The organism is Paenibacillus sp. FSL R7-0340, from assembly GCF_038002205.1.
Lineage (GTDB): Bacteria > Bacillota > Bacilli > Paenibacillales > Paenibacillaceae > Paenibacillus > Paenibacillus polymyxa_B.
The window spans coordinates 3,977,490-3,989,732 of record NZ_JBBOBY010000001.1; the positions used below are offsets into that span (position 1 = coordinate 3,977,490).

The window sequence follows — 12,243 nt, forward strand, 5'->3', positions numbered from 1 at the left end:
AACAGAAAAAAGACGTTCACTCAACCAGAGCAGGTAGCTGTCGATCAGGGGAAAGTGTCTGACTGACAGTTCCGAGCACAAGTCCCTTACTACGAATGGCATGGATCATGCCTTTGAGAGCAGCCGCTGAGGAATCTGTTGGGTGCATTAATATCAGTGTGCCTGATTCAACCTTACTACTGATTTTGTTAATCACCGATTCCGGTGACGGATGTTTCCAATCTACAGTGTCCAATGTCCACAACACTGTTTTGAGCCCACGTTCTGCTGCTATATCCACCGTTTGCTGATTAAAATCGCCCGATGGAGGGGCAAACCAGTTATTTTTGACGCCCAAAGTTTCTTGAAGAAGCTCTTGTGTCTTTTCAATTTCTTGTGTGGCTCTGGCCCGACTCAGACGGCTCATATTCGGATGAGAGTAAGCATGATTCGAAAGCTCATGTCCTCTTTTTTGAATCTCCTTGGCGAGTTCAGGATTTTTTTTCAGCCAACTTCCATCAAGAAAAAATGTAGCCTTGACCTTTTCCTGATCCAGCGTGTTCAGTATTGGCAGGATAAATTCATTCCCCCATGCTACATTGATCATGAAGGATACCATTGGCTTCTCGGGATTCCCCTTGTAAATTGGAACATTACCAAGCTGATTTAAATGTATTTTAGGTGCCAATTGCCGATATACATATTGAATGGGTCGATCCGGAGATGCAATCGCTTTGCGATAGGTAGCATCCAAATCAACCTCCAGTCCGTTATAGCCTGGAATAGCCTTCCATACCCTGTCGATCTTGGCATCAACTGGTTCCCGCCGCTGACGGGCTGCTTCTGTTCTTAGTCGCTGCATAAGCGCATTATCGGGTAAAGCCGCCATCGCCATCGTTGTTTCAGCTTTAGGCTCCCCAACTCCTGTAGCGTCTCCATTGCGTAATTGATTAGCGAAGTCACGAACCCCGCTAAACTGTCCGATTACCAGTGTGATGGCTAAACTGGCTACCACCCACACTGCTCTTTTTGCCCTACTCATGATTCCTTCATCCTCCCGCCCGTTTGTCCACATTGTATGCGGGGAGGACAAGAACTATGACGCAGTAGCCTCTAGAAGCCTACTTTGGCGCAGCTTGTGCATATGTATGAAAAAAGAGCCAGAAACGTAGCTCTGCCTCTTTCCAAAAGCTTAAACAATGCTATTCAAATCCCTTGTACTGTTAATACGAAAAGCTACTCCTGCCTTTCTAGTCTGCAACATGCAGGTACCTAGGATTTTGCAGGTGTTTCTGCAGTCAGAACAGCCTTACGGGACAGATTGACACGACCTTGTTGATCAATTTCGGTTACTTTCACCGTAATTGTATCCCCAATAGCAATTACATCTTCAACCTTGGCTACACGTTCAGTAGACAGTTGAGAAATATGAACCAGACCATCTTTGCCCGGTAAAATTTCAACAAATGCACCGAATTTCTCAATCCGTTTTACTGTACCGATGTAAATCTCACCGACCACGACTTCCTTTACGATACCCTCAATAATGGAACGTGCTTTTTCATTCATCTCTTGATTTGTGGAAGCGATGAACACACGACCATCTTGTTCAATATCGATTTTCACGCCGGTTTCTTCGATGATTTTGTTGATGATTTTACCACCAGCTCCAATAACATCACGGATTTTGTCCGGGTTAATGTGCATCGTCATAATTTTTGGAGCATACTGAGACAACTGCTCACGTGGCTTCTGGATCGCTTCCATCATTTTGCTAAGAATGAATAAGCGTCCTTCTTTAGCTTGCTTGAGCGCATCCTGTAAAATCTGGCGGTCAATACCGTTAATTTTAATATCCATTTGAATGGCAGTTACGCCTTCCGCGGTACCAGCAACTTTAAAGTCCATATCGCCCAGGTGGTCTTCCATCCCTTGGATATCAGTCAATACGGAAACATGGTCTCCATCCTTGATTAATCCCATCGCTACACCTGCAACCGGAGCTTTAATCGGTACACCTGCATCCATCATAGCCAGTGTACTTGCACAAATACTAGCTTGTGAAGTCGAACCATTCGATTCCAGTACCTCGGAAACCAAACGGATGGTGTATGGAAATTCAGTTTCGGAAGGAATCACTTTGGAAAGTGCACGTTCACCAAGAGCACCATGTCCGATTTCACGACGGCCTGGCGCACGCAAAGGACGAGCCTCACCTACGCTGAATGGCGGGAAATTGTAATGATGCATGAAGCGTTTTGTTTCTTCCAAATCAATACCGTCCAAAATTTGTACATCACCCAATGCACCAAGTGTACAAATGCTAAGTGCTTGCGTTTGACCGCGTGTAAATAAGCCCGAACCATGAGTACGCGGCAAAATGCTAGTGTCGCTTTCAATCGGACGAATTTCGTCAAGCTTACGACCATCAGGACGCACTTTATCATGCGTGATCAGACGACGTACTTCTTCCTTGACGATATCATAGAGAACTTCGCTCACGTCGCTCAAAAGCTCAGGTGTCTCTATGTATTGTGATTCAAAATGAGCAACTGTCTCTTCGTTGACTGCATCAATCGCCTCTTGACGGGCGTGTTTTTCTGCAATTTTAACAGCTTCCATTAAACGTTCAGCTGCATAAGCACGTACTTCACTGTTCACTTTTTCATCAACAGCATGCAGTTTAACCTGCATTTTCTCTTTACCTGCTACTTGCACCAATTGTTCAATGACTGCCACAATGTTCTTAATCTCATCATGACCGAACATAATAGCTTCCAGCATAACTTCCTCTGGAATCTCATTGCCCTCGGCTTCTACCATCATGATGGCATCTTTCGTTCCGGCTACAACCAGGTACAGATCGCTTGCATTCTGCTGTGCAATATCCGGGTTAATCACAAATTGCCCGTCTACACGTCCTACAGCGACTCCACCGATTGGCCCATTAAAAGGTACATCCGAAATGCTAAGTGCTGCCGAGGTTCCGATCATTGCTGCAATTTCAGGTTCGCAATCCTGATCGACACTCATAACCAGGTTCAACACCTGTACATCATTCCGGAAACCTTCCGGGAACAATGGACGAATTGGACGGTCTGTCAAACGGCTCGACAAAATCGCTTTTTGACTCGGACGTCCTTCACGTTTAATAAATCCGCCAGGAATTTTCCCTACAGCATACAATCTTTCCTCATAGTTTACGGTCAGGGGAAAAAAGTCCAAATCTTTCGGTTCACGGGAAGCGGTCACGGTACAAAGCACAACTGTTTCTCCGTAGCTCACTTTAACTGCCGCATTGGCTTGTTTCGCAAGACGTCCTGTTTCCAGCACCAGCTTTCTTCCGCCGAGCTGCATTTCTACGCGTTGCTCCATGGTATCCCTCCATTTCATTTCATTGTAAAAGTTCTATACATATCCAGTATTTCCTGCGCAGGGCTTATTCATAAGAAGCTAGCAGACAAATCAGGATATGTAATTCAAAAAAAGATTCCTCATTTCAAAAAAGAACCCGGCTGCTGTCCGCCGTCGCCTTAGCAGGGACAAGCGGTGAACAACCAGGCTTCTTTTCTCATTACATGTCTGAAAATTAACGACGCAGTCCGAGACGCTCGATCAACGCACTGTAACGTTTAACATCAGTCTTCTTCAGGTAAGCCAAAAGTTTACGACGCTGACCGACCATTTTCAACAACCCGCGGCGGGAGTGATGGTCTTTCTTGTGCGAACGAAAGTGACTTTGCAAGTTGACGATGTTTTCAGTAAGGATAGCGATTTGTACCTCTGGTGATCCTGTATCGGATTCATGAGTTTTGTACTCCTCGATCAATTGCTGTTTACGCTCTTGAGTCAATGCCATCCTGTTCACCTCCTTCATTATAATCGCCATTAGCCTCGTAGCCGCCGGTGAAAGCGGACAACCAAGCTAAGGTTCATCGTTGTTTACACAACATAAGTCAGTATAACACAGCGCCTGTCTTATGTAAATAAATTAGCCTAACAGCTTTTTAGCCGTTTGTGCGTCATTGCCAATTTGGCTGATCAGCTCATCCACCGAAGAGAATTTGCGTTCAGGGCGGATGTAATGGTGAAGCTCCACAAGCACAGAATTCCCATAAATTTGCTGATTAAAATCAAATAGGTGTACCTCAAACGACGGATTCAGCACACCTTCATGAAAAGTAGGCTTAACCCCTACATTCATTACACCATTTATCCAACGATCGCCTACAAGCGCCCGTACAGCGTATACACCCTTGATCGGAATCACGTAGGTATCATCCAGTTTGAGATTAGCGGTCGGAAAACCGATCGTACGTCCGCGCTTCTCTCCATCCATTACAGTACCTTGGATACGATAAGGACGTCCCAACCAGCGAGAGGCATGTGCTATATCCCCGTTCTGTAAAGCACGGCGAATGCCAGAACTGCTCACCTTGTCCCCATCCAGTTCGAACGGTGATACGGTGTGTACAGACATCAGCTCTCCTCCCAGCTTACGGAGGGTATCCTCATGCCCGGCTCCCCGGTGGCCAAACCGAAAATCAAAGCCTACTACCGCTGTTCGAATTTGCAACGGAAGCAGCACATCGCTTATAAACGCCTCAGGGCTGACCTTAGAAAATTCTTCGTTAAAACTCAAAATATAAAGTACGTCCACACCCATATCAGCCAGAATAGTCTGCTTGTCCGCAAGCGGTGTTAAATAACCTTCATAATCGCCTTTTTTCATGACTTCCTTTGGGTGAGGATGAAATGTCATGACAGATACCGGCACTTGCTGTTCACGAGCCAGCGCAACGGCCTTACGTATCACGCTTGCGTGTCCCAGATGAAGACCATCAAACTGACCGATCGCCGTGACCTGTGGACGTCCCCATTGCTGCAAAAGCTCATCACTCAATGGATAAGATAACGATACGGTAATCATTATTAATTCACCTGCATTTCACATCATTTGACTAACTTCGTCAAAATTATAGCACAATTCAAGGTAAAAAAACTTTAATGGGAGCGATCGCGTCTGATTCATCCCGACCATATATGCCTAAAAACGTTTTATCCTCTTTATACAAACGGAAGGGCTGGTTGTCCGTCACAGGTGGTGAAATCATATTCAGCGACAGACGTTGGCCTTGCAGAGCCGCAGTTACCTTGGCTTCAGCCACTATATGCTCAGGCATATAGTCAATCGCCTGATCCGTTGTAATAAGTCGCTCTCCAAGACTACCATCCGCTACGAAACGCTCTATCTCTTCGAAAGTCAGACAACGTTCCGCAGGAATTCCCGCAGACATGGTTCGCTCCAGCTTAACCATCGTTGAAGGATATCCTAATTCACGACCAATATCAACACATAGTGTACGGATATAAGTACCTTTGGAGCATAAGGCACGAAAAGAAATATCCACATACGCCCCCGTCTCCGCGAATCCCGTCATTTCCAACTCGTAAATGCTCACTTCACGACTTTTGCGTTCCACGGTTTTGCCTTCTCGAGCCAGTTCATATAGACGTTTGCCATCCACTTTTAGCGCGGAGAACATTGGAGGCACTTGGGAAATCGTACCAACAAAACGTTTCAAAACCGCTTTGACTTCCACTTCCGTCACCTCTACTGGACATTCACTCTCTTCCGTGATTTTCCCAGTCAGGTCTTCGGTATCCGTAGCAATTCCTAATCGCAGTGTAGCCCGATATTCCTTGGGCCGCTCTTGCATGTATTCCACCACACGGGTGGCACGTCCCAGACACAAGGGCAAAACACCGGTTACTTGCGGATCAAGCGTTCCAGTGTGTCCGATTCGCTTCATACCTAATAAACGGCGAGCCTTGGCCACCACATCATGAGAGGTAAATCCAGCAGGTTTATAGACAGGTAGAACGCCTTCCCAAGTTGCCTGTTCCTTCTTTATCGGGTTCATAGCTCAGACTTCACCCGCCCTACAACTGTCTCAATGATATCTCCCAGCTTACCCTCTAGACGGCAGCCAGCTGCACGTACATGTCCACCGCCCCCAAATGATTGAGCCAGCGCAGCTACATCAACATTTCCTGCCGACCTCAAGCTGGCCTTGACCGCTTGATCATTAATAACCTTAAAGAAAATGCCTACCTCAACTCCACGAATATTTCTTGGATAATTCACAATGCCTTCCAAGTCCTCATTTACAGCGCCACATTCCGTCATGTCGTCAGGTGATACTACGACCCAAGCAACTTTTCCATCCTCCGACATCGTGAGCGTCTGCAATGCTTTTGTCAGCACCTTCATTTGTGGAAAAGTCATCTCCTCGAGCAATTTCTCGGATAAAGATGGACCATCTACACCGTAAGCAAGTAGCTGTGACACAGTAGACATCACTTTCGGTGAAGTGTTGGAGTAACGGAAACCTCCTGTATCCGTTAGCAACCCTGTATATAAAGCCGTAGCTATTTCGACATCCCAAGTTACTGCGAACTCTTTCAGTAGGTCAAAAAGAATTTCTGCTGTTGCCGCAGCATCCGATTTAATCACATTAACTGTACCATACGCATCATTCGTTGGATGATGATCAATATTCAGGATAATGGCATCTTCCGTAAAAAACTGCTCTGTCAAACCAACACGACGGTAATCCGCACAATCTACACAAATGATCCGGTTGTATTTCCGTTCTGGCGGTTGCTGGCTCATATCCATAATCTCATCGGCATGCCATAAAAAATCCATACGCTTGGGAATAGGTCCCTCATTTAGCATGGTAAATTTCTTCCCCAGACATGAGAGAAGCCAGCCCACCGTTACGGTGGAGCTGACTGCGTCTCCGTCCGGCTGTACATGCGATACGATCAGGTAATCATCATGCTCCAGAATAAATTCCTTCGCTTGTTGAAGCGCCTGTTCATAGGTATGCATTGCCTTCTCCTTTACATTCAGTTCATGGTTCCTTCAGACAAACTAAAAGTTTTATTTTTCATCCTTGTCGATATCACTCAGCAGTTTTTCAATTCGACTACCGTAAGCAATAGATTCGTCAATTTTGAAAATCAACTCAGGAATATGGCGCAGCCGTATCCGTTTGCCGAGTTCAGAACGAAGATAACCGTTCGCTTTGTCCAATGCCTTCAGGGAAGAATTTTTTTGTTCTTCATCCCCGAGCACGCTCAAGTATATTTTCGCTTGGGACAAATCATTTGTAAGATCGACACCCGTTACCGTGATAAAACCGATGCGGGGGTCTTTTAATTCAGTTTGTATGAGTTGGCTTAGCTCCTTCTTGATCTGCTCGCCAACTCGACCTGTACGTATTTTAGCCATGGATGCTCACCTCTCTGCCGTTAGCGCTCCACTGTTTCCATGACGAACGCTTCAATAATGTCGAGTTCCTTAACATCATTATAGCCATCAAGGGTAATACCGCATTCGTAACCTTGGGCAACTTCTTTTGCGTCGTCCTTAAAGCGTTTCAGTGAGTCGATTTTACCTTCAAAAATGACGATGCCATCACGAATCAGGCGTGCTTCTGCTGAACGGGTAATTTTACCGGATGTCACCATACAACCAGCGATCGTACCGACTTTAGTAACTTTGAATACGTTACGTACTTCAGCATGCCCAATCACATTTTCTTTATATTCAGGATCCAGCATGCCCTTCATGGCTTGCTCTATTTCTTCAATGACATTGTAAATGACACGGTGTAGACGAATATCCACTTTTTCAGCTTCCGCTGTAGATTTCGCCTGGTTATCCGGACGAACATTAAAACCAATGACAATAGCATTGGAAGCTGCTGCCAAAATAATATCGGATTCGGTGATTGCTCCTGCACCACTGTGAAGAATTTTAACGCGCACACCTTCGACTTCAATCTTGTTCAAGGAACCTTTCAACGCTTCGACGGAACCTTGTACGTCACCTTTAATAATGACGTTCAGATCCTTCATTTCGCCATCCTTGATGTGTTGGAACAGGTCATCCAGTGTTACACGGGTATTACTGCCCAGATCAGATTGGCGTTGCGTGATCGCACGTCTATCAGCAATAGCACGAGCTTTGCGCTCATCCTCAAACACCATGAATGGATCGCCAGCAAGTGGAACTTCTGTCAAACCAGTAATTTCAACTGGAGTGGAAGGACCTGCTTCCTTAAGACGACGACCTTTATCGTTGACCATGGCACGCACACGTCCGAAGCAGTTACCCGCTACGAAAGCATCGCCGACTTTCAGTGTACCGTTCTGAACGAGGATACGGGCTACAGAACCGCGACCTTTATCAAGTTCTGCCTCGATGATGGTACCACGTGCCCGTTTGTTCGGGTTCGCTTTGTACTCATTCACTTCAGCTACGAGCAGAATCATCTCGAGCAGGTCTTCCAGACCCATTCTTTGTTTCGCGGAAACGTTGACGAAAATTGTATCGCCGCCCCACTCTTCAGGTACCAATTCATATTCAGTGAGTTCTTGCTTCACTTTATCCGGGTTGGCATCCGGTTTGTCGATCTTGTTCACAGCTACGATAATTGGCAGACCTGCCGCCTTCGCATGGTTAATAGCTTCGACCGTCTGTGGCATAACACCGTCGTCAGCTGCAACCACGATAATCGTCATATCTGTCACTTGGGCACCACGTGCACGCATAGCAGTAAAGGCTTCGTGACCCGGTGTATCCAGGAAAGTGATTTTTTTGCTGTTAATTTCAACTTGGTATGCACCAATATGCTGTGTAATACCGCCAGCTTCGCCACCGGTTACATTAGTTGAGCGAATGGCATCCAGCAAAGTTGTTTTACCGTGATCGACGTGACCCATAATCGTTACAACCGGTGGACGTGTTTTGAGATCCGCAGGATCATCATTTTCTTCCACGGTTTCAAAACGATCTTCTTCGACAGGAATTTTCACTTCTACCTCGACACCAAAGTCTCCGGCAAGCAAGAGGATGGTATCCATATCCAGTTCCTGGTTGATGGTCGCCATTGTTCCGAGCACAATCAGCTTTTTGATGACTTCTGACGCATCCTTATGAAGAAGCTTGGCTGTTTCGCCTACGGTCATCTCACCACGCACAATAATTTTCTTAGGCGTGTTGTCGATTTTCTCGCGACGCTCCTGTTGTTGACCTTTACCACGATTGTTAAATTTCCCGCCACGATTGCTGCCGCCGCGATTATTGCCTCCACGACCACCGTTACCACCGCGTCCGCCGCCTTGACGGTTATCGTCAAAACGTCCTTGACCGGAACGGTTACCACCGTTGCTGGAGTTACTACCTGTACGGTTGCCACCACTACGGTTCGCATTGTTGCTACCTGTGGAGGATGATGTTCTTACAGCCGTACCACCCTGACTACTTCCCTGAGGGCGTGAGTTAGTGCTTTGGTTACCTTGAGGACGCGAACCTGTGTTACCGCCGGGACGCTGTTGTCCTCCCTGTTGTTGACCATTACTGCGGTTCTGTGTACTTTGCTGACCAGTGGGTCTGCTAGTACTTTGTTGACTGCGGTTTTGACCGCCCTGCTGACTGCTTTGCGCTTTTGGAGCGCTACTTCGGTTACTGTTTTGGTTGTTGTTTGTCCTATTCATACTTACCTGCTTTTCCTGTTGATTTTTGGTTTGCTCAGTTGAATGATTACTATTCTGGCTTGAACCGGCCTGATTCGAGCTTACTTGCGCCGTACCTGCTCCGCCTTGCTTGGCCGCAGCATTGGATTTAATATTCTTAAAAAAACTTTCCACTTTACCTACGGCATCATGTTCCATGACGCTCATATGGTTGTTCACGGGAATATCCAGCCGTTTAAGAATGGTGATAATTTCTTTGCTGCTCATGTTCAACGATTTGGCGTATTCGTATACCCGCACTTTGTCTTTGCTTTCTTGTTTACTCAATATACTCCACCTCCGACATTATCCCCGCATGTTTCTTGATCAATTTCGCGAATCCTTGATCCGTCACAGCCAGCACAACCCGTTCAGGTTTGCCGATACTGCTTCCCAAGCTTTCCCGGTCAAATCCTATCAATAAGGGGATTTTGTACGTCCCGCATTTGTCGCGGAATTTCTTTTGAGTATTCATTGAAGCATCTTTCGCAAGAATGACCAGCTTGGCTTCTGAAGACCTGATCGCTTTAAAAACGATCTCATCACCTGTTAGCAGCTTGCCAGCTCTCATGGCAAGACCCAATCCAGACAGCGCCTTATTCATCCTGCACGCTGCCTTGTGCCGCCAGGAATTCTTCCTCGACGGCAGCAAAATCACGACTTAGCTGCTCATAAATATCAGGATGAACCGAGTGCTTCAATGCTCGATCCAGTGCCTTGCTCTTTTGAGCCAGCTTGAAGCAGGCGGCTTTGCCGCACAAGTAAGCGCCGCGTCCCGACTTTTTGCCAGTCAAGTCAATCAATACTTCGTCTTCAGGGGTTTTGACGACACGGATCAACTGCTTCTTTGGCATCATTTCATGACAGGCCACACATTTGCGCAAAGGTATCTTTCTCTGTTTCATGCATTAACCCCCCTACACTCCGCTTAATCTACAGAAACGGAATCCTGATGCATTTCATCGGTGGATGTTCTCGGTCTGCCGAGTTCTTCCTCCGCCTGTGTTTCACTCTTAATATCAATTTTCCAGCCCGTAAGCTTAGCAGCAAGGCGAGCATTTTGCCCTTTGATACCAATAGCAAGAGAAAGCTGATAATCAGGCACAATAACACGCGCCATTTTCTCTTCTTCAAACACTTGCACTTCGAGCACCTTGGATGGACTCAGCGCATTAGCCACGTATTCATCAACATTATCGGAATAACGTACAATGTCAATTTTTTCGCCACGCAGCTCATTTACAATGGTCTGTACACGTGTACCTCTAGGACCCACACAAGAGCCGACCGGATCAACCTCGGCGTTACGGGAATGAACCGCGATTTTAGAACGGAAGCCTGCTTCACGCGCTACGGAACGAATCTCTACAACACCATCAAAAATTTCAGGCACTTCGAGTTCGAACAAACGCTTAAGCAGACCCGGATGTGATCGGGACAGCATAATTTGCGGTCCTTTGGTTGTGTTTTCTACCTTGGTGATATAAGCCTTAATTCGATCCAGATGGCTAAATTTCTCGTTAGGCATCAATTCACCTAACGGGAGAACCGCTTCCACCTTACCAAGATCAATATAAATATTACGTGGGTCTTGGCGCTGTACAGTTCCTGTCACAATATCCTCTTCCTTGTCCACAAACTTGTTGTAGATCAGTCCCCGTTCCGCTTCGCGGATACGCTGGGTCACGACCTGCTTCGCAGTTTGTGCAGCAATCCGTCCAAAATCACGTGGTGTGACTTCAATTTCAGCGATATCTTCCAACTGAAAATGCGGGTTAATCTCACGGGCCGCAGGCAACGAAATCTCGGTGCGAGGATCCAATACCTCCTCAACGATCAGCTTGCGGGCATATACCTTAATGACTCCCGAGTTGCGGTTCATATCAACACGCACATTTTGTGCGGTGTTGAAATTCCGTTTGTAACTGGAAATCAAGGCTGCTTCAATGGCCTCAAACAGCACATCCTTGCTGATCCCCTTTTCTCTTTCCAACTCGTTCATTGCTTCAATAAAATCCATACTCATGGATTACTGCTCCCCCTTTCAAATGATGCACCTGCGTACTGGTCGGCACACGAGGCAAAAAACATGTAGTACATGTCAAACAGCAACAGTCAAATCTGAATTAAAATATGATCGCGAGCCTTGCACCAGCTACCTTGTCATAAGGTATAACATGCTTCTTTTGTCCGCTTTGAACGGTGAGTTCCCCATCTTCAAAAGAAAGCAAACGACCTTCGAATTCCTTCAGGCCGTTGATCGGCTCGTATGTAGTAACGAATACGTTTTTGCCTACCGCTTTAGTAACGTCCTCCGCTTTTTTCAGCGGTCTTTCGGCGCCTGGTGAAGACACTTCCAGAAAATATGCTGTAGAAACAGGGTCATTTTCATCCAACTTTTGACCCAGATATTCACTGATCATACTGCAGTCGTCCAGATCAATTCCTCCGTCTTTGTCTACAAAAACGCGAAGAAACCAATTGCTGCCCTCTTTGACATACTCGACATCGACCAGTTCAAAACCATGCTCATCGAGGTAAGGTTGGGCCATTTCTTCTACTACTGATTTGATCTTTGGTGTGCTCAAAGATTATAACCTCCAAAAGTGAACTTTCCTGTGGTGAAAAAAAGACGCCCTATTGCCATGGACAATGCTTCTCCATCACCGGCATTTT

General features: G+C 46.3%; 12 protein-coding genes. All 12 read right to left on the reverse strand.

Going from position 1 to position 12,243, the window contains the following annotated elements; genetic code table 11:
• Positions 1–16: 16 nt before the first annotated feature.
• The 12 genes from MKX59_RS17350 to rimP all read right to left on the reverse strand — a co-directional run bounded on the left by MKX59_RS17350 (position 17) and on the right by rimP (position 12,155).
• Positions 17–1,021 (reverse strand): polysaccharide deacetylase family protein, encoded by a 1,005-nt coding sequence (locus MKX59_RS17350; RefSeq protein ID WP_179085422.1) that lies wholly within the window; start codon positions 1,019–1,021, stop codon positions 17–19.
• Between the two features lie 230 nt (positions 1,022–1,251).
• Positions 1,252–3,354 (reverse strand): polyribonucleotide nucleotidyltransferase, encoded by a 2,103-nt coding sequence (gene pnp / locus MKX59_RS17355; RefSeq protein WP_071558858.1) that lies wholly within the window; start codon positions 3,352–3,354, stop codon positions 1,252–1,254.
• Positions 3,355–3,568: 214 nt separating this feature from the next.
• Positions 3,569–3,838, reverse strand: a complete 270-nt coding sequence (gene rpsO / locus MKX59_RS17360) for a 30S ribosomal protein S15 (protein WP_007430074.1) — start codon at positions 3,836–3,838, stop codon at positions 3,569–3,571.
• Positions 3,839–3,970: 132 nt separating this feature from the next.
• Positions 3,971–4,909, reverse strand: coding sequence for a bifunctional riboflavin kinase/FAD synthetase (locus MKX59_RS17365; protein ID WP_023988220.1), 939 nt, complete (start codon positions 4,907–4,909; stop codon positions 3,971–3,973).
• A gap of 58 nt (positions 4,910–4,967) precedes the next feature.
• On the reverse strand, positions 4,968–5,903 hold the full coding sequence (truB, locus tag MKX59_RS17370; protein WP_023988219.1) for a tRNA pseudouridine(55) synthase TruB: 936 nt from the start codon (positions 5,901–5,903) through the stop codon (positions 4,968–4,970).
• Positions 5,900–6,877 carry a DHH family phosphoesterase gene (locus tag MKX59_RS17375; RefSeq protein WP_023988218.1) on the reverse strand — a complete coding sequence of 326 codons (978 nt, stop codon included), beginning with the start codon at positions 6,875–6,877 and terminating at the stop codon, positions 5,900–5,902. The genes truB and MKX59_RS17375 overlap by 4 nt, the downstream gene beginning before the upstream one ends.
• A 51-nt stretch (positions 6,878–6,928) precedes the next feature.
• Positions 6,929–7,279, reverse strand: coding sequence for a 30S ribosome-binding factor RbfA (gene rbfA, locus MKX59_RS17380; protein WP_010346342.1), 351 nt, complete (start codon positions 7,277–7,279; stop codon positions 6,929–6,931).
• Between the two features lie 20 nt (positions 7,280–7,299).
• A complete protein-coding gene (gene infB, locus MKX59_RS17385) occupies positions 7,300–9,855 on the reverse strand; it encodes a translation initiation factor IF-2 (protein ID WP_028542714.1) in 2,556 nt (851 codons plus the stop codon).
• Complete coding sequence (locus tag MKX59_RS17390; RefSeq protein WP_025720915.1) at positions 9,848–10,171, reverse strand: L7Ae/L30e/S12e/Gadd45 family ribosomal protein; 324 nt, start codon at positions 10,169–10,171, stop codon at positions 9,848–9,850. Before MKX59_RS17390 ends, infB begins: the two co-directional genes overlap by 8 nt.
• A complete protein-coding gene (gene rnpM / locus MKX59_RS17395; protein WP_007430067.1) occupies positions 10,164–10,472 on the reverse strand; it encodes an RNase P modulator RnpM in 309 nt (102 codons plus the stop codon). Before rnpM ends, MKX59_RS17390 begins: the two co-directional genes overlap by 8 nt.
• A 23-nt stretch (positions 10,473–10,495) precedes the next feature.
• A complete protein-coding gene (nusA, locus tag MKX59_RS17400) occupies positions 10,496–11,593 on the reverse strand; it encodes a transcription termination factor NusA (protein ID WP_013309927.1) in 1,098 nt (365 codons plus the stop codon).
• A gap of 100 nt (positions 11,594–11,693) precedes the next feature.
• On the reverse strand, positions 11,694–12,155 hold the full coding sequence (rimP, locus tag MKX59_RS17405; protein WP_013309926.1) for a ribosome maturation factor RimP: 462 nt from the start codon (positions 12,153–12,155) through the stop codon (positions 11,694–11,696).
• Between the last annotated feature and the right edge of the window lie 88 nt (positions 12,156–12,243).

Excerpts from the sequence above, each read along its gene's own strand:
- MKX59_RS17350 (WP_179085422.1), bottom strand. The coding sequence starts at position 1,021 with ATGAGTAGGGCAAAAAGAGCAGTGTGGGTGGTAGCCAGTTTAGCCATC.
- pnp (WP_071558858.1), bottom strand. The coding sequence starts at position 3,354 with ATGGAGCAACGCGTAGAAATGCAGCTCGGCGGAAGAAAGCTGGTGCTG.
- rpsO (WP_007430074.1), bottom strand. The coding sequence starts at position 3,838 with ATGGCATTGACTCAAGAGCGTAAACAGCAATTGATCGAGGAGTACAAA.
- MKX59_RS17365 (WP_023988220.1), bottom strand. The coding sequence starts at position 4,909 with ATGATTACCGTATCGTTATCTTATCCATTGAGTGATGAGCTTTTGCAG.
- truB (WP_023988219.1), bottom strand. The coding sequence starts at position 5,903 with ATGAACCCGATAAAGAAGGAACAGGCAACTTGGGAAGGCGTTCTACCT.
- MKX59_RS17375 (WP_023988218.1), bottom strand. The coding sequence starts at position 6,877 with ATGCATACCTATGAACAGGCGCTTCAACAAGCGAAGGAATTTATTCTG.
- rbfA (WP_010346342.1), bottom strand. The coding sequence starts at position 7,279 with ATGGCTAAAATACGTACAGGTCGAGTTGGCGAGCAGATCAAGAAGGAG.
- MKX59_RS17390 (WP_025720915.1), bottom strand. The coding sequence starts at position 10,171 with ATGAATAAGGCGCTGTCTGGATTGGGTCTTGCCATGAGAGCTGGCAAG.
- rnpM (WP_007430067.1), bottom strand. The coding sequence starts at position 10,472 with ATGAAACAGAGAAAGATACCTTTGCGCAAATGTGTGGCCTGTCATGAA.
- nusA (WP_013309927.1), bottom strand. The coding sequence starts at position 11,593 with ATGAGTATGGATTTTATTGAAGCAATGAACGAGTTGGAAAGAGAAAAG.